The organism is Prochlorococcus marinus CUG1438, from assembly GCA_017644325.1.
Classification (GTDB): Bacteria; Cyanobacteriota; Cyanobacteriia; order PCC-6307; family Cyanobiaceae; genus Prochlorococcus_A; species Prochlorococcus_A marinus_AA.
Map to the genome: position 1 here is coordinate 16,820 of JAEPLS010000002.1, position 18,425 is coordinate 35,244.

28 protein-coding genes and 1 other RNA gene are annotated in these 18,425 nt (G+C 30.6%); 13 read left to right on the top strand and 16 right to left on the bottom strand.

The window, feature by feature from the left end:
• Positions 1 to 4: 4 nt before the first annotated feature.
• Entirely contained in the window at positions 5 to 1,183 is a 1,179-nt protein-coding gene (locus JJ847_05915) for a pyridoxal phosphate-dependent aminotransferase (protein MBO6960417.1), read from the bottom strand.
• Positions 1,184 to 1,343: 160 nt separating this feature from the next.
• On the opposite strand from JJ847_05915, the gene JJ847_05920 reads away from it, so the two are divergent.
• The 3 genes from JJ847_05920 (at position 1,344) to JJ847_05930 (ending at position 4,498) form a co-directional block, all read left to right on the top strand.
• The gene (locus JJ847_05920; GenBank protein MBO6960418.1) at positions 1,344 to 1,847 is read left to right on the top strand and encodes a uracil-DNA glycosylase; all 504 of its coding nucleotides are present in this window, start codon (positions 1,344 to 1,346) and stop codon (positions 1,845 to 1,847) included.
• A gap of 35 nt (positions 1,848 to 1,882) precedes the next feature.
• Positions 1,883 to 3,100 (top strand): (E)-4-hydroxy-3-methylbut-2-enyl-diphosphate synthase, encoded by a 1,218-nt coding sequence (gene ispG, locus JJ847_05925; GenBank protein MBO6960419.1) that lies wholly within the window; start codon positions 1,883 to 1,885, stop codon positions 3,098 to 3,100.
• Between the two features lie 96 nt (positions 3,101 to 3,196).
• Positions 3,197 to 4,498, top strand: a complete 1,302-nt coding sequence (locus tag JJ847_05930) for a PDZ domain-containing protein (protein MBO6960420.1) — start codon at positions 3,197 to 3,199, stop codon at positions 4,496 to 4,498.
• Here JJ847_05930 and nadA read toward each other — a convergent pair.
• Positions 4,495 to 5,454, bottom strand: coding sequence for a quinolinate synthase NadA (nadA, locus tag JJ847_05935; GenBank protein MBO6960421.1), 960 nt, complete (start codon positions 5,452 to 5,454; stop codon positions 4,495 to 4,497). The two genes, JJ847_05930 and nadA, sit on opposite strands and share 4 nt — an antisense overlap.
• A 79-nt stretch (positions 5,455 to 5,533) precedes the next feature.
• Here nadA and JJ847_05940 point away from each other — a divergent pair, with 79 nt between their 5' ends.
• Positions 5,534 to 6,346 carry a TIGR04168 family protein gene (locus JJ847_05940; GenBank protein ID MBO6960422.1) on the top strand — a complete coding sequence of 271 codons (813 nt, stop codon included), beginning with the start codon at positions 5,534 to 5,536 and terminating at the stop codon, positions 6,344 to 6,346.
• Between the two features lie 23 nt (positions 6,347 to 6,369).
• Here the strand turns inward: JJ847_05940 and JJ847_05945 are convergent, their stop codons facing one another.
• Positions 6,370 to 7,167: a TPM domain-containing protein gene (locus JJ847_05945; protein ID MBO6960423.1), complete on the bottom strand. Its 798-nt coding sequence runs from the start codon at positions 7,165 to 7,167 to the stop codon at positions 6,370 to 6,372.
• 31 nt (positions 7,168 to 7,198) lie between these two features.
• Between JJ847_05945 and JJ847_05950 the strand changes: the two genes are divergently transcribed.
• Complete coding sequence (locus JJ847_05950; protein MBO6960424.1) at positions 7,199 to 8,389, top strand: SAM-dependent methyltransferase; 1,191 nt, start codon at positions 7,199 to 7,201, stop codon at positions 8,387 to 8,389.
• On the opposite strand, the gene JJ847_05955 is transcribed toward JJ847_05950, so the two are convergent.
• Entirely contained in the window at positions 8,386 to 9,477 is a 1,092-nt protein-coding gene (locus JJ847_05955) for a 3-dehydroquinate synthase (GenBank protein MBO6960425.1), read from the bottom strand. The two genes, JJ847_05950 and JJ847_05955, sit on opposite strands and share 4 nt — an antisense overlap.
• A 125-nt stretch (positions 9,478 to 9,602) precedes the next feature.
• On the opposite strand from JJ847_05955, the gene JJ847_05960 reads away from it, so the two are divergent.
• From JJ847_05960 to JJ847_05980, 5 genes are all read left to right on the top strand, one after another.
• Positions 9,603 to 10,793 (top strand): 5-(carboxyamino)imidazole ribonucleotide synthase, encoded by a 1,191-nt coding sequence (locus JJ847_05960; GenBank protein MBO6960426.1) that lies wholly within the window; start codon positions 9,603 to 9,605, stop codon positions 10,791 to 10,793.
• 17 nt (positions 10,794 to 10,810) lie between these two features.
• Positions 10,811 to 10,995, top strand: a non-coding RNA gene (gene ssrS / locus JJ847_05965) — 6S RNA.
• Positions 10,996 to 11,155: 160 nt separating this feature from the next.
• A complete protein-coding gene (locus JJ847_05970) occupies positions 11,156 to 11,455 on the top strand; it encodes a DUF1651 domain-containing protein (protein MBO6960427.1) in 300 nt (99 codons plus the stop codon).
• The gene (locus tag JJ847_05975; GenBank protein ID MBO6960428.1) at positions 11,452 to 11,592 is read left to right on the top strand and encodes a hypothetical protein; all 141 of its coding nucleotides are present in this window, start codon (positions 11,452 to 11,454) and stop codon (positions 11,590 to 11,592) included. Before JJ847_05970 ends, JJ847_05975 begins: the two co-directional genes overlap by 4 nt.
• Positions 11,582 to 11,731, top strand: coding sequence for a hypothetical protein (locus JJ847_05980; protein MBO6960429.1), 150 nt, complete (start codon positions 11,582 to 11,584; stop codon positions 11,729 to 11,731). Before JJ847_05975 ends, JJ847_05980 begins: the two co-directional genes overlap by 11 nt.
• Positions 11,732 to 11,856: 125 nt before the next feature.
• Here JJ847_05980 and JJ847_05985 read toward each other — a convergent pair whose 3' ends face one another.
• The 4 genes from JJ847_05985 to JJ847_06000 form a co-directional block, all read right to left on the bottom strand.
• On the bottom strand, positions 11,857 to 12,606 hold the full coding sequence (locus JJ847_05985) for an NAD-dependent DNA ligase (GenBank protein MBO6960430.1): 750 nt from the start codon (positions 12,604 to 12,606) through the stop codon (positions 11,857 to 11,859).
• Positions 12,607 to 12,813 (bottom strand): hypothetical protein, encoded by a 207-nt coding sequence (locus JJ847_05990; GenBank protein ID MBO6960431.1) that lies wholly within the window; start codon positions 12,811 to 12,813, stop codon positions 12,607 to 12,609.
• Between the two features lie 31 nt (positions 12,814 to 12,844).
• Positions 12,845 to 13,102, bottom strand: coding sequence for a Notch domain-containing protein (locus JJ847_05995; protein ID MBO6960432.1), 258 nt, complete (start codon positions 13,100 to 13,102; stop codon positions 12,845 to 12,847).
• A 69-nt stretch (positions 13,103 to 13,171) separates the two neighbouring features.
• Positions 13,172 to 13,408 (bottom strand): hypothetical protein, encoded by a 237-nt coding sequence (locus JJ847_06000; GenBank protein MBO6960433.1) that lies wholly within the window; start codon positions 13,406 to 13,408, stop codon positions 13,172 to 13,174.
• A 192-nt stretch (positions 13,409 to 13,600) separates the two neighbouring features.
• On the opposite strand from JJ847_06000, the gene JJ847_06005 reads away from it, so the two are divergent.
• On the top strand, positions 13,601 to 13,891 hold the full coding sequence (locus JJ847_06005) for a DUF1651 domain-containing protein (GenBank protein MBO6960434.1): 291 nt from the start codon (positions 13,601 to 13,603) through the stop codon (positions 13,889 to 13,891).
• 2 nt (positions 13,892 to 13,893) lie between these two features.
• Complete coding sequence (locus JJ847_06010) at positions 13,894 to 14,127, top strand: hypothetical protein (GenBank protein MBO6960435.1); 234 nt, start codon at positions 13,894 to 13,896, stop codon at positions 14,125 to 14,127.
• A 496-nt stretch (positions 14,128 to 14,623) separates the two neighbouring features.
• Here the strand turns inward: JJ847_06010 and JJ847_06015 are convergent, their stop codons facing one another.
• From JJ847_06015 to JJ847_06050, 8 genes are all read right to left on the bottom strand, one after another.
• Positions 14,624 to 14,806 (bottom strand): hypothetical protein, encoded by a 183-nt coding sequence (locus JJ847_06015; GenBank protein ID MBO6960436.1) that lies wholly within the window; start codon positions 14,804 to 14,806, stop codon positions 14,624 to 14,626.
• 6 nt (positions 14,807 to 14,812) lie between these two features.
• Complete coding sequence (locus JJ847_06020) at positions 14,813 to 15,010, bottom strand: hypothetical protein (GenBank protein MBO6960437.1); 198 nt, start codon at positions 15,008 to 15,010, stop codon at positions 14,813 to 14,815.
• Between the two features lie 101 nt (positions 15,011 to 15,111).
• Positions 15,112 to 15,366, bottom strand: coding sequence for a high light inducible protein (locus JJ847_06025; protein ID MBO6960438.1), 255 nt, complete (start codon positions 15,364 to 15,366; stop codon positions 15,112 to 15,114).
• Between the two features lie 525 nt (positions 15,367 to 15,891).
• On the bottom strand, positions 15,892 to 16,065 hold the full coding sequence (locus tag JJ847_06030) for a hypothetical protein (protein ID MBO6960439.1): 174 nt from the start codon (positions 16,063 to 16,065) through the stop codon (positions 15,892 to 15,894).
• A gap of 99 nt (positions 16,066 to 16,164) precedes the next feature.
• A complete protein-coding gene (locus JJ847_06035) occupies positions 16,165 to 16,377 on the bottom strand; it encodes a TIGR02450 family Trp-rich protein (GenBank protein ID MBO6960440.1) in 213 nt (70 codons plus the stop codon).
• A 172-nt stretch (positions 16,378 to 16,549) separates the two neighbouring features.
• Positions 16,550 to 16,768: a hypothetical protein gene (locus JJ847_06040; protein ID MBO6960441.1), complete on the bottom strand. Its 219-nt coding sequence runs from the start codon at positions 16,766 to 16,768 to the stop codon at positions 16,550 to 16,552.
• A complete protein-coding gene (locus tag JJ847_06045; GenBank protein MBO6960442.1) occupies positions 16,758 to 16,949 on the bottom strand; it encodes a hypothetical protein in 192 nt (63 codons plus the stop codon). Before JJ847_06045 ends, JJ847_06040 begins: the two co-directional genes overlap by 11 nt.
• A gap of 61 nt (positions 16,950 to 17,010) precedes the next feature.
• The gene (locus JJ847_06050; GenBank protein ID MBO6960443.1) at positions 17,011 to 17,217 is read right to left on the bottom strand and encodes a hypothetical protein; all 207 of its coding nucleotides are present in this window, start codon (positions 17,215 to 17,217) and stop codon (positions 17,011 to 17,013) included.
• A 173-nt stretch (positions 17,218 to 17,390) separates the two neighbouring features.
• Here JJ847_06050 and JJ847_06055 point away from each other — a divergent pair, with 173 nt between their 5' ends.
• Positions 17,391 to 18,056: an SDR family oxidoreductase gene (locus JJ847_06055; protein ID MBO6960444.1), complete on the top strand. Its 666-nt coding sequence runs from the start codon at positions 17,391 to 17,393 to the stop codon at positions 18,054 to 18,056.
• The last annotated feature ends 369 nt before the right edge of the window (positions 18,057 to 18,425 follow it).

Sequence of the window (18,425 nt, forward strand, 5' to 3'; positions counted from 1 at the left end):
TAAATTAATAGTATTCAGAGATTGCTTTTTCAAGCCTTTGTAGTCCATCTTTTATTTTAATTTCTGAAGTTGCGCAAGAGATTCTAATACATTGATCAGCCCCAAAAGCTTTTCCAGGTACAACAACTAATCCGTAATCTTGAAGAGCTTTATTGCAGAAATCAACTGAAGTAATTGAGGAGTTAGGTAATTTTGGAAATGCGTAAAATGCTCCGTTAGGTTCTTCAATATAAATTCCATTTATATTATTAAGGCCCTCATAGAGAAGTTTTCTTCTTTGATCATAATGACTATTTATCATTGAGAAAAACTCATTATTAATTTTTAAAGCCTCTAAAGCACCTTTTTGAACAAAAGAGCAAACATTACTTGTACTTTGACTTTGTAATGCTGAGGATGCTTTGATTACATCTTTGGGACCTACTAAATAACCTATTCTCCAGCCCGTCATAGCCCATCCTTTCGCAAACCCATTTATTATAAAAATTCTATCTTTTAAGTCATTTGCTAATGAAGATAAACTGTAGTGTTTAAATTCTTTTTTAAGGATTAGTTCGTAAATCTCATCAGAAAGAATATTGATATTTGGATTTTCTCTAGCTAATTCGGCAATTTGTAATAATTCTTCCTTTGACATAACTCTTCCAGTAGGATTATTAGGTGAATTGATAATTATAAATTTAGTTTTTGAAGATATTTTAGACTTCAAATCTTCTATATTTATTTTGAATCCATCTTCTGCAGAAGAATTTGTAAAAATTGGCATTCCACCCGCCAATCTAACCATCTGGGGATAACTTAACCAATATGGAGAAGGAATAATAACTTCGTCTCCAGTATTTAACAAGACTTGGAAAAGATTATATATTGCTTGCTTAGCACCATTTGTGACCATTACATTTTCAAATTCATAATTTAAATCGTTTTGAATTTGAAGTTTATTTGCAATTGCTTTTCGGAGATCTAAATTCCCCGGTGCGGGCCCGTACTTTGTGAATCCATCAAATATAGCTTTACTTGTAGCCTCTATAACTTCTTTTGGGGCATCAAAATCAGGTTCTCCTGCACTTAAATTGCAAATATCTACTCCCTCTGCAGATAATTGATTTGCTTTAGCACTTATTTGCAATGTAAGAGAAGGCTCAATTGAAAGTGCCCGATCAGATAAATAAACTTGACTCATTGACTTATGACTTTTCAAATATGACTTTTAATAATGACAAGTGCATAAATTAAGAATAAATAAAACTATCACACTATGGTTTAATTTAGCTTATTTTCTTAATCTATTTTATTTTCATGTTTTGAGTTCTTAAGATAAAAATAATTAAGTTTTATTTTCGGTGAAAAGGTTAGTAATTGGGAGAGGAAGTGTATTTGCAGATTTGTTAATAATTGGAGAGGCACCTGGAGCACAAGAAGATTTAGAAGGAAAACCTTTTGTAGGTAAATCTGGTAAGCTATTAAACCAATTATTAATACAAGCTGGGATTGACCATGAAAAGGATGTTTATTTTTGTAATGTAATTAAATGTCGTCCACCAAATAATAGAAAACCCACTGCTAGAGAAATTAATATTCATAAACCTTGGTTATTACAGCAAATAAATCTAGTTGATCCCAAATTTATATTACTTACTGGTTCAACTGCTATGAGAGCTATTTTAGAGGTTAAAGATCCTATAAGTAATTTAAGAGGTCAATGGATTAAAAAAGATGGGAGAGAAATTATGGTAATTTTTCATCCATCTTATTTGTTGAGATTTCCTTCAAAAGAAATTAATAAACCTTACCATCTGACTTTGAAAGACCTAGAGAATGTAAGTGGTAAACTATATGCCGTATAATTTAGTGAAATCCTTTTTGAATATCAAGAATTTTAATGTCATTAACTCAATCAAAAGAGGTTAATAGTCTCTCCAAAAGATATTCAACTCATATTGAGAGAAGGATAACTAGAACAGTAATGGTAGGTGATGTAGCTATTGGAAGTGATTATCCAGTAAGAGTTCAATCGATGATAAATGAAGATACGATGGATGTCGAAAATGCTTACTTAGCTATCAAAAGACTTCATGATGTGGGTTGTGAAATAGTAAGGTTAACTGTCCCTTCCTTAGCACATGCCAAAGCAGTAGGAGATATAAAGGCAAAATTACTAGAAAATAATATCAATACCCCCTTGGTGGCTGATGTTCATCATAATGGTATGAAAATTGCAATGGAAGTTGCAAAACATGTTGATAAAGTAAGAATTAATCCTGGATTGTTTGTTTTTGAAAAATCAGACCCTACAAGAACTGAATATACAGATGAGGAATTTGAAACTATTAAGCAAACAATACTTAAAAGATTTACCCCTTTAGTTGAAGTTTTAAAGGCTGAAAACAAAGCTCTAAGGATTGGAGTTAATCATGGGTCTCTATCTGAGAGGATGCTTTTTACTTATGGAGATACGCCATTAGGAATGACAGAATCTGCGATGGAGTTCGTCAAAATTTGTGATGAGCTTGATTTTCATAACATAATTATTTCTATGAAAGCTTCTAGGGCTCCGGTCATGATGGCAGCATACAGAATGATTGCAGATAGGCTTGACTCAGAAGGATATAACTATCCCTTACATTTAGGAGTGACCGAAGCTGGTGATGGTGATTATGGACGGATTAAAAGTACTGCTGGAATTGGAACGCTTTTAGCAGAGGGATTAGGAGATACCATCAGGGTTTCTTTAACAGAAGCTCCAGAAAAGGAAATACCAGTGTGCTATTCAATTTTGCAATCTTTAGGATTAAGAAAAACAATGGTTGAATACATCAGTTGCCCTAGTTGTGGTAGAACACTTTTTAATCTAGAAGAAGTTGTAGATAAAGTTAGGAACGCCACCTCACATTTAACGGGTCTAGATATAGCAATAATGGGATGTATTGTTAATGGGCCAGGAGAAATGGCAGATGCTGATTATGGTTATGTTGGGAAAGGTAAAGGAACTATTGCCTTATATAGAAGGAAAGAAGAGATAAAAAGAGTACCTGAAGATGAGGGGGTTAATGCTTTAATTCAACTTATAAAGGATGATGGAAAGTGGATTGATCCTTAAGGATTTGTCAAATTTTTGAAATTATAAATAAATTCTTTTTATAATAAAAAATATCAGATTAATTGAAGATTAAGAAAATTGCTTAAAAAAAAATTTATAATTCTTTTTGCGACAACCTTTTCTGGGGTATTTTTTAATAATTTTGCAGAAGCAACAGTTTTAAATAATAGTTATAAAGAAGTAATTGATCATGTTTGGCAAATTGTATATAGAGATTTTCTTGATTCAAACGGGAAATTTCAAAAGTCTAATTGGATTAATCTAAGAAAAGAAGTTTTATCAAAAACATATTCAGACAGCAATGAAGCATATGATGCGATTAGAGATATGCTTTCCAAATTAGATGATTCTTATACAAGATTTTTAGAACCTAGGGAATTTAGTCAAATGCGAATTGATACCTCTGGTGAATTGACTGGAGTAGGTATCCAAATAGTTAAAGATAAAGAATCTGATGCTTTAATAATTATTTCACCCTTAGAGGGCACCCCTGCATTTGATGCTGGAATTAAAGCTAGAGATAAAATATTATCGATAGATGATATTTCTACTGAAGGAATGAATATAGAGGATGCCGTGAAATTAATTAGAGGACAAAGAGGTACTAAAGTTAAACTTGAAATTCTTAGAGGTTCCAAATCATTTTTTCAGACTTTATCAAGAGAAAAGATTGAAATAAAATCTGTATCAAGTAAAGTCAATCAAACCAAAAACGGCTTATTAATTGGCTATTTAAGGATTAAACAATTTAATGCAAATGCATCAAAAGAGACTAGAAATGCTATCAAGGATTTAGAAACAAAAAAAGTTTCAGGATATGTTCTTGACTTGAGAAGTAATCCTGGCGGTTTATTAGAATCAAGCATTGATATCTCAAGGCACTTTATAAACAAAGGAATAATAGTAAGTACGGTTAGTAAAGATGGTTTAAAAGAAACAAAAAGAGGAAACGGTCAAGCTTTAACAAAAAAGCCCTTAGTCGTTTTAGTTAATGAGGGTTCTGCTAGCGCTAGTGAAATAGTTTCTGGTGCAATAAAAGATAACAAAAGAGGAAAATTAGTAGGGAAGAAAACTTTTGGCAAAGGTCTAGTTCAATCTATGAGAACATTAGTTGATGGTTCAGGGTTAACTGTTACAGTCGCTAAGTATTTAACTCCTAACGGCACTGATATAAACAAATCTGGAATTATTCCAGACATAGAAGTAAAAATGAATATCAACCCTATTCTTCCAAGAGAGATTGGGACAAGAAAAGATAAACAATATAGAGTTGGCGAAAAAGAGCTAATAAATATAATTAATAGAAACAATCAGATAAGTGAATTTAGACCAAACACTACAAACCTTAATGCATTATTGAAAATTAATAATGAAGATAAAGTATTTTCATTAAATTAATTACTCATATCCAGCATTCTCTTTATTGGTAAATAGGCTCTTCTTATTATTTCTGGGTCAAGTTCGATTGATGGAGAATTATTTTTCAAACAATCTAGAATTTTTTCTAAAGTATTTAATTTCATATATGGACACTCGTTACATTTACAACCTTCTATGTCTGGAACTTCTATAAAGATTTTATTGGGTTCTTTCTTCTTCATTTGATGTATTATTCCAGGTTCAGTTAATACCAAGTAAGTTTTAGATGAATCTTTGGTGACGAAATCAAGCAACCTACTGGTAGATCCAATAAAGTCCGAGAGAATTAGCAAATTTTGATTACATTCAGGATGGGCAATAACTTTTGCTTCCGGATTTTGGTATTTTAATTTTAATAAAGCTTCTTCACTAAATGATTCATGAACAATGCAGCTGCCTGGCCATAATTTGAGATTTCTGCCAGAATTTTTTTGTACCCATCTCCCAAGATTCTGATCTGGTGCAAAGATTATCTTTTTATCTTCAGGTATCTTGTTAACTAATTCAACTGCGTTACTGCTTGTACATATCAAATCACTTTGCGCTTTTACATCCGCAGTGCAATTTATGTAACTTACTACAAAGTGGTCTGGATTCTCTTCCCTGAACTTTTGAAACTTATCTGGTGGACAATCGTCTGCTAATGAGCATCCGGCGTCTATATCCGGTAATAAGACTGTTTTCTTTGGGCTAAGTATTTTTGCGGTTTCGGCCATAAAGTGCACACCGCAAAAAATTATTATATCAGCATCATTATTTGCAGCTTTCCTAGATAGATCTAATGAATCGCCAATGAAATCTGCAATTTCCTGAATCTCTGGAGCTTGATAATAGTGCGCAAGAATAATTGCATTAGCTTTTTTGCAACGCTCCTTTATCTCAGAAATCAAATCCTCATCATTTTGAACTGATTTCTGTTTTGCAGTAGAAGTTATACTGGTCAGGATTTAGAATATCTCTAAATAGATTATATGCCTTTAAACAGAAAAAATTCTGACAAATTTAAAAATTGCTATTGTTGGTGACTGTCATGGTCAATGGTCTGAATTAGACTTGAAAGTTTTATCGATTGTCAACCCAAATATTGTTTTATTTGTTGGTGATATTTCTGATGGGAGCATCAAGATAATTAAAAAAATCAATGAGATCAAAATTCCTACTTTTGTGATTCTAGGAAATCATGATAGAGGGAAAGATTCTACAGGGGAAACTCTCTCAAAGCAGATACGTGTTCTTGGTGAAAAATATTGTGCATGGGATTTGAAAGTTTTTAATAATCAAATAAATTTATTGTCTGCAAGACCCTGTAGTTCTGGCGGCGGCTATTATCTTTCGAAAGAAGTTAAAGGTGTTTATGGACCTATCACCGAACAAGATTCAATAAATAAAATCATCAAATGTTCAGAAAAGAGTATCGAAGATATACCTTTAATAATTATTTCTCATGCTGGCCCCTCGGGTTTAGGCTCAGAACCTAAAAGCATTTGTGGGAAAGACTGGAAATTACCCTCATTAGATTGGGGAGATAGAGATTTGTCTGTAGCTATTTCTCAAATACAAAAGAGAAGAAAAGTTGATCTTGTCATTTTTGGTCATATGCACAACCGGCTTAAAAGAAATCTTGGTTTAAGAGAGATGTTTAAAATTGATAGCAAAGGGACAATTTATTTCAATACTGCTGTGGTGCCAAGATATAAAACTGATGAAGATGGGAAATTACTAATTAACTTTTCATGGATTGAGTTTGAAAAAAAGGGATTGAGTCATGTTTCTCATCGATGGTATTCAGAGTCTGGTGAAATTCGTGAAGAAGATAAATTTTTTTAGGATTAGATGTTTCTGTCCATATTTTAAGTATTTTTGGGCTTTTCATATCTTGAAAATAAAGTTTGAGACAAGATATAACCCGCAATTCCTGCGGCTGTAAAAGCTAAACCATTTTTAAATAAAGGTAATAAATCATTTGTTCTGGATATTATCGGTGCCAAACCAAAAATTCCAAATAACATTCCCCATAAAGGAGAAAGAAGAGCTAAAAATCCAATTGATATGACTTGACCTTCTTTTCTTGGGGCAGATGCAAAACCTGCTACTAAACCTCCAAGAATCGATGTACATAAAGTCCATATATATTGCTCTTTGGGTAGGCCAGGGACAACTTGGCATCCTCCTCTTTCGAGGCAAATCTTTACTGAATCAATTGCATCTAATACGGCACCATCCTCACCGTGATCTTTAACATAATATTGGTTGCCAAATCTTGTTTGAAGTTCAACCCAAAATAACCTTGGCATAAAATTAAAATAAGCTTCTCCGACATTAAAGTTCAGTAAATTTCCTCCTCTAGGGTCCGCAACAACCAACAAACTTGTTTCATCTAAATCCCAATAGTCCTTTATTGCACTACCAGGTGAACTCTCAAACTGAGATAAATATTTAATTTTCCACCCACTTTCAATTTCTAGATTGTTGAGCTTTTCCTCTAAAGATTTTTTCTGAATAGGGCTTAATGTTTTTGCTAAATCAATTACGGGTGTTTTTTCTTCTGGTAAGAGATTTGGATTATTTAAAGCTAAAACGGGTTTATGTGAAATTAAAACTAATATAGATAGAAATATTCCTAATAAATAGTTAATCTTTGAAGGCATAAATAAGTTTTATCTTTTTATATTTTCGCCGATGAATAGCTTACCTGCGAATAATCCAGATTGGTTAGTAAAAAAAATAATAAAAATGGGTGGGACTATAAGTTTTTATGACTTTATGAATTTTGCATTAAATGATCCTATTAATGGTTATTACGGCAGCGGTAAAGCTGAGTTAGGCGTTCGAGGCGATTTTGTTACATCACCCTCTTTATCTGATGACTTTGCTTTTTTGGTTGGTAAACAAATAAAAGATTGGCTAATTCAGTTCAAAATTAGTTTTTTATCTAATCAGAAATTAGCTGTAACTGAATTTGGAGCTGGAGATGGAAGCTTTATGAGTGGATTAATTAAATATTTTTTAGAAAACAACAAGAATTTTTTAGATGGAGTTTCTTTTGTGATTATTGAACCTAATGAAGGGATGGTAGAAAAACAAAAAAATAAATTAGAGGAATTTTTAAACTTAGGTATTGATATTTTATGGAAAGGTTTAGAAGAAGTAGAGGAAAATAATATAAATGGAATAGTTATTGCAAATGAGGTTTTAGATGCTTTGCCAGTAGAGAGAATAACCTTCTCAAAGGGAAAATTAATTCGACAAGCAGTTTCTATAGACAAAAAATCTCATAAATTATTTTTTGATGAAATGCCAATTACAAGTGAATTGGATAAAAGTATTGAACTTGCTAAAAGCGAGTTAGGAATTACTATTCCGCCTGAAGAAGCTCCTGAAGGATGGACCACCGAATGGCATGTAGATAATTCAAAATGGTTAGAAGCTATTTATGGAAAAATTAATAATGGTATTTTATTGATAATTGATTACGCTAAAGAAGCTAAAAAATACTATAACTCTAAGAATTCTGATGGGACGATAGTTTCTTATGCAAATCAAAAAATGATGAATAATGTCCTAGATTCTCCTGGAAATTGCGATTTAACATCTCATGTTTGTATAGAAACTTTAATTAATGATGCTGAGACTCTTGGATTTAATACTCTTGGAATAACTAAACAAGGAGAGGCTTTGTTGGCACTTGGATTGGCAGAAAGACTTTATGGAATTCAGAAGGAATTTAAGGAGGATTTATCAAATGCTCTTTTAAGAAGAGAGGCATTACTTAGACTCGTTGATCCTGTATGTCTAGGTAATTTTAAGTGGTTTGCTTTTAATAAGTTTAAGGAGAAGAAAATGAATATAAATTCAATCTGTTTGCGTTAAGAAAAAAACTTTAAAAATAATGAATCTTCTACGTCATCATATATATCCACTGCACCAATTTCTTTCGGTAATATAAATCTCATTTTGCCATCACGAACTTTCTTGTCGCCCATAAGTATTGTTAAAACATCTTCTTTATTTATTTTGGGGATCTCGGTAGGAAGATCGTAACTCTCTAATAGAATTTGCTGTCTTTCTAATTCTTCTAGAGACCATAACCCTCTCTCAATTGCTATTTTCCCCGCAATATTCATACCAATTGATATTGCCTCACCATGTAGAAATTTGCCGTATCCACATAAATTTTCAATGACGTGACCAAAAGAATGACCATAATTCAATATCGCTCTAACACCATTTTCATGTTCGTCTTGAGAAACAATATTAGACTTTATTTTTATTGAACTATTAATTATTTTAATTAGATAATCATTCTTGAGATTTATAAGTTCATTCTTGTGTTTTTCAATTTCTAAGTATTCGAAAAGTTCTTTATCTCTTATTACTCCGTATTTTATTACTTCGGCCATGCCTGCATTAAATTCTCTTTTGGGCAGACTTTTTAAAGTTTCTGGATCAATAAAAACAGCTTTAGGTTGATTGAAGGCTCCAATTAAATTCTTACCTTTTGGATGATTTACTCCTGTTTTCCCTCCCACAGATGAATCAACCATCGATAATAATGTTGTTGGAATCTGAATATATTCGATGCCTCTTAGCCAAGTAGCAGCTGCGAAGCCACTTACATCTCCAACAATTCCTCCTCCAAGGGCAATAATTATTGAATTTCTATCTAAGCCAAATTCAAATGCAACATCATATATTTCACTTAAGGTTTTTAAGTTTTTGTGTGATTCTCCAGCCTTGATAAGGAACATTTTGGCCTGGTATTTATTATCTTTTAAATTATTTAAGAATTTTTCTCCATATAAATTTGATATTTCTTCATTTGAAATCACAAGTATTTTTCTATGTTTTGTTATTCCAATTCTTAAGAGTTCTTCGCTGATATTATTCAGTATCCCTGCTTCTAGTGTTACTTCGTATGACTTATCACCTAATGGGACTAATATTTTTCTCTTATTCACAATTGATTACCTAGTTAAAATTTATAAATATTTAGTATTAAATACTTTATATATTAGCAAAATCTAAGCTCTAGATACTTAAAAATTCAGTTGTTAAGAATTAGAAATGGTAATAAAATCATGCTATGAGTTTAAAAAAAAATATAAAAGATATTAAGAAAAATTATTCCCTGGGAATAATTGGAGGTGGTCAACTGGCTTTAATGTTAACCGAGGCAGCAAAAAAAAGAAATTTAGAAGTATGTGTGCAAACAAAATCTTGTGATGATCCTGCTGGTTCAAAAGCAGATCATGTTATAGAAGCTGATCCTTTAAAGATAAGAGGTAATAAATCATTAATTAATGAGTGTGAAAAAATAATTTTTGAAAATGAATGGATAAAAATTGATAAATTAAATTTAATTGACAATAAAGATATTTTTGTCCCAAGCCTTAATGCAATTAAGCCATTAGTAGATAGGTTTTCTCAAAAAAAATTAATAGAAAGAATGAATATTCCCTGTCCAAAATGGATAAGCATTGAAGATTTTAAAAATCTCTCGGATGAGGAAATCAATAATTGGAATTTTCCTTTAATGGCAAAATCAAATAAAGGTGGATATGACGGTAAAGGCAACAGAAAAATAAAGACAAAAGAAGATTTAGATTCTTTTTTTACAGAGAACAATTCCGATGAATGGTTAATAGAAGAATGGATAGAGTATGAAAAAGAACTGGCTCTCGTTGGTTCGAGAGATAGGACCGGTAAGATAAGATTCTTTCCAATAGTTGAGACATTCCAATCAAACCATGTTTGTGATTGGGTTCTTGCACCTGGAACAAATGCATATGATTTGAACTTATTTGCAATAAATATTTTCTCTTCAATAGTCAATGAACTGAATTACGTTGGAGTTTTAGCTATTGAATTCTTCTATGGAGATAATGGTCTTTTAATTAATGAAATAGCTCCAAGAACACATAATTCAGCTCATTTCTCTATTGAAGCTTGCACTTCAAGTCAGTTTGATCAATATGTTTGCATTTCTTCTGGGATAATGCCACCTGAAATTAAAATGAACTGTGAAGGTGCAATTATGATAAATCTACTGGGGTTAAAAAAGAATTTCCCAATCTCAATGGAAACCAGAATTAAAATGTTATCTGAAATTGAGGGTTCTAATATTCATTTTTATGGCAAATCTCGCGAAATTCTGGGAAGAAAAATGGCTCACATCACATTTTTATTAAATGGTAAAACACATTCAGAAAGATATGATGAAGCTCAAATTTTATTAACTATGGTAAGAGACATTTGGCCATCTCCAAATGCATAAAAAAATAAGTTAGAGTTAGATTACTGGATCTTTGGTTAAGTTCTTCTTTATGTGCTCTGATCTGACTCTCTTTCGACATGAGGAGACTGTCGTGATGCGGTAGTAAACCGATCTTGTAATCGGAAACGAAAGCCCACTTTGAATCCTCTTCTGGCATTTCCAGGTCGATGCAGCAGAGAACTGACGGGGATCCGGTGTTACCTATCAAAATGCTTGCTAAAACAGGCTTTTGGTGGGTATTTTATTTTTTTGAATAACTGAGCTGTTTTTATTCTCTATCAGTGTAAATAATTTATTTCCCAAAATACTTGACGACCTTTTCTGATGTATTTATATTTGTAGTACACATGTATTACTAATTAATGACTTTAGGAGGAGCTAATGTTTGGACTAATTTTTCTTACGGTTATCGTAATGAGTCCCCAAGTGGTTGGTTGCTTAGCCCAGAGCGTAACAGACTAATTTTATTTACAAGGAATAAAAAATCTCCAAGAAATAGTATGAGAATTTTTGCTCATACATATTATGCAAATGATCTTGGTGAGCCAATGGCAATTAAATCATCAACTCAAATGTTTTTGGATAATGCTTGGGATAAATGGCATGACCTTCAATTAGAAGGTTGGACTTTTGAAGAACTTGAATTACCTGAATCTGTATGACTAACTTAAATCCAATAAAAAAGAAATTATCACAATTAGATAGAAAGATATCTATGCAAGACCCATCAAAATTATTAGCAGAATTTTTTAATGGTGTTGTGATTGAACTTGATGAAGAATATAAATATGACTCATAAAGAATTGATAGATCAAGTTTCCGAAAATTTATTCAAACAAAGTGGAAAGTTTGAAAGTAGAAGATCATGGTTGGCAATGAGAAATTATCTTGAACAATTAGATACCGAACAACTTAAATCCATGCTTAAGGACCACTGATGATTCAAAACTTTATTTAGTTTTTATTTTTTTCTTAATTCTCAGAAAACCGTAAGTTGCAAAGCCAACCAAAAACATATCCAAGTAAATATGCCAAGTAGGAAAAATCTGATGTATTAATTCCATTAACGTTTTATTGCCACTTGCCAATAAGGATAATCTAAATTTGATTTTTCTCTAATCAATTGTAATTTTCTAGAATTTATTTTTACTACTATCCCATCTGTTGGATAGTTACTAAAAAGCTTCCCTTCTAGCCATTGTTTTCTAAATACTTCAACTTGGCTAGTAAAGTTGCATGAAATATCCTGAGGGATCGTGAAGCCAAGCTTTGAAAGACTTTTTTTGGACTCATATTGGTTAAGTGTTGAATTAAGTATTTGAAATGCGCAGAAGATAAGATTTGCAGAAAATCCTTCTTTAGCTCTTAGAAATCCAGAAGCGATTCTCTGGGAGATATTTGGACTTTGGTTGGGTGCATATAATTCACCTCTAACTTGAAGAACTCCTCGTAAAGGGAGATTATTGGGAATGTCTTGGACTTTAATAAGTTTACTAGTAACGTCTGCTCCTTTTCTTGAAATTGCTTTCTCCAAGGTTCCATCCCTATATTGCAAAGCGACAGCACAACCATCAATTTTTGGTTCAATTAATAATCTGGTATTTACTAATAATCCTTTCAAAAATTCATCTATTGAATCCTTTTCTAATGAAGGTAAAACTAGTTTATTTTTCTTTTTAAAGTAATCACAATTTGGGTTTGTTCTTAATAAATTTTTTTCAAGTTGGTCGAACTGCTTATCAGAGATTAAAGCATTACCATTTCTATAATTATCGTCATACCATTCAATTCGTTCTTCTAAATAAGTCTTCATTTAATAAGATGGCTTAAGTTTTTGGTCAGGTATCCAACTTGGTTTATCTATAATCCATTTTTCTCTATCTTCATATTTAACAGTCCATAAAAGAAATGAAGAAATTTCTTTTAGAGTAATGCCAACCAAATATCTTGTTTTTGGACTTATTGATATAAATCCAAATAATAATATTAATAAAATAAGTTTAAACATGCCTTTAATCATTTAAAAACTCAGCATAATTTTTGCGAACTTTTTAATTAATGCAATTCTTATAACCCTCAATCTTTGCTAGTTCATCAATATTCAAACCTGTTTCTTCTAGTAAAGTTTCTCCTATATCGTCCTTATTAAATTTAGTTAAAGCTCCTTTAGTAGAGTACTTAATACATTGGTTTTTGTATTTTGCTTCTTTGACTACAGGATATAAATAAAAACCAAACAAGACGATAAAAGCCCCATAGATTGCAACTTTTATAAGGTTTTTCCACCATTCATAAAATTTATTGGACACGAAAAATAAATGACTATTTTCTATTTTAAATTGAATGTCAACAAATTACTTTAGAAATTTAAGGATTGGTTAATTTATTGTTTTTTCATTAATAGATTTAACCCAAGAATAATATCTTGATTTTCTAATCCTTTGCTCTTTCAAGACTAATCTATCCGCAGATTCTAGGGGTGATTCTCCTTTCTCAATTTTTGTTGTCATAGAAATACCAAAACCTTTTGCTTCAATTTTTGCGATGCCACCCTCTAAAAAAAATAAAAAAGACCAACCTTTGTTCCATCCTAAATAGAAGGGATTTCGATACATTGTATTCTTTTGGAGATACTCTTTAAATGATATTTTCCTTTTCAAGGAGTTACTTGTATTCACTATTACCAAATAAGAAGTTTACGGCTGATTATTTCTGGAAAGTAATTTTAGTATTTAAATAATTATCAAAGGAATACTTGACGTTAAGGAGTAGTACATTTATATTATTAGTACAACTGTATTATCTACATGACTTCAGGAGTTGCTAATGTTCGGACTTATTTTCATCGTTGCAGCCTTATTGACCCCCCAACTGGCTGGTTGTTTAACAAAAAAAGTGGTTTATTAATTTTTTTTGAGACTTATAAGAAATCTGTATCTAATAACTTAAAAGTATATACTCATCTTTTCTATGCAAATGAATTAGGTGAACCAGCCCAAATTAAAAATTCAAGACTTCATTCTATTGAGTGTGCTTGTGAAACATGGAATGAATTAATTTCAGGAGGTTGGCAAATTGTTACTAATAAATTCCAGTAATCATGATCAAGGTAAATCCGTCAAAATGGGAATATCTAAAAGAATCTACCCTAAAACGAAAACGAACAAAGATTTGTATTACTTGCAATCACTTTCGCTACAGCACTACAGAAACTTTTGCTACTATCTTGATCTGCCCAAAATACGAAAAACGCATACCACAGGGTGATCATTTACTTAAAGGCTGTGAGTATTGGCAAAAAAATAGGACGATATTTTCCCCTGAAGCATCTTAATTATTCTCTAATTAAACTTCTCTCTGTAGAGATATTTAATTATGTAAACAAAGCATTATTTTATACAACTTAAAAAATTCTTTTTAGGTAATTTTGAGTCATGATTCAATTCTACTTTTCTATATTTTTATTAGTTGTCCTTACATTTTTTGCACTTTTATTAGATGCACCAGAGTTGGCATCTTTAATTCAAACATTTTAGAAAATAATAAATCAGCATTTTTACTGATTTACTTTCTTAATAAGTAAGGCGTAGGTTTAACTTGTTGAATAGGAGGGATCTAATGATTGACAGTCCACCAGAGGAGTTAAATTATAAAATTTAAATCTAGACAAAACTAATGCTAAATCTGGAATGAATCTTCTATTTGAGATTCATTCCTTATTAATTTCTTTCTAAAAAATGTAAATTATAAATATTTAACTTTAAGAGTAAAAAATTTGTTCATATTAAAATGATTTGAAGCTTAGGTCACTTCTTAGATACTTGCTAACTTTACCTGAATCCAAAACCCGTTTTTTGTTCTTCTTTTTCTTCCCATTCATTAATAATTAGTTTTAGTAAACTTTTAAGTTCTGAATTCGAAGCATCAGTATCTTTTTGAAGATTTATACAAATGTTTTTTATTTCCTCAAAAGCATTATCAATTAATATTGTTTTTTGATCTGGATTAGCCATAGAATTTTAAAATGCTCCATTACAGTTGAACCCACTGCAGTTAATAACCCTGAAAATATTCATTACAAAGTTGTGGAATCTTTCATCAGAAAAAAATGCCCAGGTTGTAAAGATAGCAAAACCAGAGACAGCAAAAGCAGCATATTGAAGCCAATGTATTCCATAGCTGTCCAATCCATTTTTATCAAAATCAGAATTACTCACTTGCTTTTTTGATTCATAATAAAAAGTTTTTTTTTAAAAAGGAGATTTTGTTTTGATCGAGAGATTTATTTTTTTCTTTATGACCTTAATGTATTGATAGTTTAAATAAAACCAGGTATTATCCATCCAAAAAAACCGTAGTTTATTATCAAAGCTAAAAAACCAATCATAGCCAATCTCCCATTTGTTATTTCGGCATTTTTCCAAAATCTACCCATGTAGTTTTTATTTTTTTTCGAATTTTTATCTACCAAATAATTTGGTTCTAAAGGTTCCTGCAACCTTTTGATGGCGTATAAAGAGAATTGAATTGTAATTGCGATGATAACAACTATAAAACTAGTAAGTGCATCCATTTTTAGATTTCATATGTGATCAATTAGTAAGCCAAATAGTAAATGACATTTGTATACATCAAACATTTCCCCATTTCTGCTTTTTTGACAGAGGAAACCTTAACTTGAATTATTAAAGAATGTAACATATTTAAAAAAAAATTAGTATGAATCCTTACTTTTTCTTTGGATTTCACATTTTTAAGAACTTTAATGTTACATTTATGTGTCAGCAATATCCTAAGACTAGTCTTAATTGAATTACAGAATTAGCTTTAAAGTTTTTACTTTAAATCAGATAAATTATTGAAAATTTTTATAAGGAATATATTTTCAACGTTATTTTTTTAAAATATTTTTAATAACTAGATATAATTATTTTTGTTTGGTTTCCGGAAGGTAAAATTTATTGCCCAATGTGTAACCAATTGACATAAGAACGAAACCAATAAGTTGAGGTAAATGAGAATTAGCTAGAGAGATTTTTTCAATCATTTCTAAAACTATAAATTTATATAATAATAAAAAATTTATAATACTGTAAGTCTATTTTCTTTTTGATTCTTTAATCTCCCCAGATTTTTTTAGTGAATTAACAAGTCTTTCATTTTCTGTTTTTAAATTTTCTAATGCAGATTTTGTGAATTGTTCTTTAGCCTCAAATTTTGGTGAACTTATAACTTTTTTATTAGGGAGTTTTTTCTTCGGTTCTGAATTCATATTAAACAACAATTTAAAAAATTTTAGAAGTTATTTTTTTTGAGTTAGGTATTATTTTTTACAGTTTTCTGGTTAATAATATTTGTTTACATAGACAAATTAATCTTTATCTTTTGGGAGCCTTAACCATCCAGTAGTCCATTCTGATTTTAGTTTTGCCCATGAGATTCTTTTAATGTCTTTTTTATTTTTGGTAGGAAAAATATCAACCCATCTATCTTCATTTTTCCCGCCATAAGCTTTAACTTGAAAATGCCTATTACCATTAATTGTCTTTGGTGCTGTCCAACACAAGGTAGGAGGCCATTTCATGGGAAATTTATAAAAATTAAAAAAATTAAAGGTTGCTTTGCCCAGTTAACACTAAACCATAATATGCAATCGTTCCAAGGATAAGTACGATTCCTAGTATTCTAATAATCATGGTTAAATATTTTTAAATTCAAATTATATTAGAGAAATTTTATAAATTTGCGTTGAAGATTTAATATTTTCTGATCTTTCCTTTTTTATTTCTAACTATGGTGTGGCAAGATTCAGGATGCCACTCATTCTGTATTTGGCCAATAAAATCATAAATAAATGAATCTGGACATCCAGTTTTTTTTTGAAGTCCTGAAAGTTCTGCTTTAATGAATTCATAAACACTCGTTATTACACCTAAATTTTCTTCTTGGGAGGGAGCCCATTCATTATTCTCCATTAATATTCTTTAAATTATTTTCCACAATATCGTAATAGATTATGTCTCCATAATCAGCATCTGAACAACATAAGTCTCCATATAGTTCCTCTAACAAATCGTATGCATCTGAATACTTATCAAAACTTTGAGCGGTTAATTCGTCATTTTTCCCATCAATTCTAATTATTTTGTAGGTCATATTTTACTTAGATGCAAAAAGTATTTTTTAAAATTCATCGATCATCTTATAAATAAAGATCTTATTTAGAAGTATTAGTTGGGTAAAGCTTCTGAATTTTGTTTTTCTGAATTTCTATTTTTCTTCGTTCATATTTTTTTGCCATTACATTTCTAATAAATAATTGTGGGACAAGCCAAACTAATGCAATAGCTATAGCCATGAAAGCAGGATTTCTCCACGTCAACCGAATGATCTCTTGTATAAATTCTTGATTTAAAATTTCCATACATTAAATTTTGATGATAAAAATATCTTTGCTTTCTTTGTAAAAATCTTTTAAATATAAAATTTATTATAACCTTAAAAATTCTTATAATGAATTTTATAAATTTTTTCTTTTTCTAGTTTGTGTTTTTTTATATTTGGATTTAGATTAATTTTTAATTTTTTAGTTTATAGATGTCGACTTATCTAATTACAGGATCAAATAGGGGGATAGGACTAGAACTATCTAGGCAAATTCATAAGAGGGGAGATAACGTAATTGCAACGTGTAGAAAAGCTTCAAAAGAACTTAGAGATTTAGGAGTGAGAATTGAAGAAAATATAGAAATATCTTCTGATGAGTCGATAACAAATTTGTGTAAAAAACTATCTGGAGTTAATTTAGATTGCTTCATTCATAATGCAGGAATTTATGAATTTAATTCTTTCGAAAACTTAGATAAAAAAAGTATTTTGCGACAATTTGAAGTCAATGCATTGAGCCCAATATGTATGACTCAATCACTTAAACATCTTTTAAAAAGATCTTCTAAAGTTGCTTTTATCACAAGTAGAATGGCTTCTATTGAAGATAATACATCTGGAAGTTCTTATGGTTACAGGATGTCTAAAGTAGCCTTGTCCATGGCTGCAAAATCACTTTCCATAGATTTATCAAGAGAAGGTATTTATGTAGCTATTTTGCATCCTGGGTTAGTAAGTACAAGAATGACTGGCTTTACAAAAAATGGAATTAGTCCTGAAGAATCAGCAAATGGCCTTATAAAACGTATTGATTCCTTAAATAAAAATAACTCGGGTACGTTTTGGCATGCCAACGGAGAAGTTTTGCCATGGTAATTCTTACTCTTTTTTTAAGAGATTTATATCGTTAATTTGTTAAAAAACTTTTAAATTTTTAACGAATTTCTTTCCTTGCTTAATTCTTTTGGTTATCTTAAAAAAAACATTAGTAAAGGAGGTGATTCATTGTCGTATCTACCGAAAAATGCGGTTATCAAAGAGACCGTGAATTCAGTATCTTCATCACATTCATCGGTCTCTTTTTCTTTAATTAAGAAAAAAGGTTTTATAATCAATAGATTTATATAAATCAATCACTTAATAATCAAAAGCTCTGCATCTTAAGTTAATGCAGAGCTTTTTTTATTAATTTAAATAGTCATTTAAAATTTATTCTATTTTTTTTGGCCGAAGTAAATTAAGGCT

Excerpts from the sequence above, each read along its gene's own strand:
- JJ847_05915 (MBO6960417.1), bottom strand. The coding sequence starts at position 1,183 with ATGAGTCAAGTTTATTTATCTGATCGGGCACTTTCAATTGAGCCTTCT.
- ispG (MBO6960419.1), top strand. The coding sequence starts at position 1,883 with ATGTCATTAACTCAATCAAAAGAGGTTAATAGTCTCTCCAAAAGATAT.
- JJ847_05945 (MBO6960423.1), bottom strand. The coding sequence starts at position 7,167 with ATGCCTTCAAAGATTAACTATTTATTAGGAATATTTCTATCTATATTA.
- JJ847_05950 (MBO6960424.1), top strand. The coding sequence starts at position 7,199 with ATGAATAGCTTACCTGCGAATAATCCAGATTGGTTAGTAAAAAAAATA.
- JJ847_05960 (MBO6960426.1), top strand. The coding sequence starts at position 9,603 with ATGAGTTTAAAAAAAAATATAAAAGATATTAAGAAAAATTATTCCCTG.
- JJ847_05970 (MBO6960427.1), top strand. The coding sequence starts at position 11,156 with ATGACTTTAGGAGGAGCTAATGTTTGGACTAATTTTTCTTACGGTTAT.
- JJ847_05975 (MBO6960428.1), top strand. The coding sequence starts at position 11,452 with ATGACTAACTTAAATCCAATAAAAAAGAAATTATCACAATTAGATAGA.
- JJ847_05980 (MBO6960429.1), top strand. The coding sequence starts at position 11,582 with ATGACTCATAAAGAATTGATAGATCAAGTTTCCGAAAATTTATTCAAA.
- JJ847_05985 (MBO6960430.1), bottom strand. The coding sequence starts at position 12,606 with ATGAAGACTTATTTAGAAGAACGAATTGAATGGTATGACGATAATTAT.
- JJ847_05990 (MBO6960431.1), bottom strand. The coding sequence starts at position 12,813 with ATGATTAAAGGCATGTTTAAACTTATTTTATTAATATTATTATTTGGA.
- JJ847_06000 (MBO6960433.1), bottom strand. The coding sequence starts at position 13,408 with ATGTATCGAAATCCCTTCTATTTAGGATGGAACAAAGGTTGGTCTTTT.
- JJ847_06005 (MBO6960434.1), top strand. The coding sequence starts at position 13,601 with ATGACTTCAGGAGTTGCTAATGTTCGGACTTATTTTCATCGTTGCAGC.
- JJ847_06010 (MBO6960435.1), top strand. The coding sequence starts at position 13,894 with ATGATCAAGGTAAATCCGTCAAAATGGGAATATCTAAAAGAATCTACC.
- JJ847_06015 (MBO6960436.1), bottom strand. The coding sequence starts at position 14,806 with ATGGCTAATCCAGATCAAAAAACAATATTAATTGATAATGCTTTTGAG.
- JJ847_06025 (MBO6960438.1), bottom strand. The coding sequence starts at position 15,366 with ATGGATGCACTTACTAGTTTTATAGTTGTTATCATCGCAATTACAATT.
- JJ847_06030 (MBO6960439.1), bottom strand. The coding sequence starts at position 16,065 with ATGAATTCAGAACCGAAGAAAAAACTCCCTAATAAAAAAGTTATAAGT.
- JJ847_06035 (MBO6960440.1), bottom strand. The coding sequence starts at position 16,377 with ATGAAATGGCCTCCTACCTTGTGTTGGACAGCACCAAAGACAATTAAT.
- JJ847_06040 (MBO6960441.1), bottom strand. The coding sequence starts at position 16,768 with ATGGAGAATAATGAATGGGCTCCCTCCCAAGAAGAAAATTTAGGTGTA.
- JJ847_06045 (MBO6960442.1), bottom strand. The coding sequence starts at position 16,949 with ATGACCTACAAAATAATTAGAATTGATGGGAAAAATGACGAATTAACC.
- JJ847_06050 (MBO6960443.1), bottom strand. The coding sequence starts at position 17,217 with ATGGAAATTTTAAATCAAGAATTTATACAAGAGATCATTCGGTTGACG.
- JJ847_06055 (MBO6960444.1), top strand. The coding sequence starts at position 17,391 with ATGTCGACTTATCTAATTACAGGATCAAATAGGGGGATAGGACTAGAA.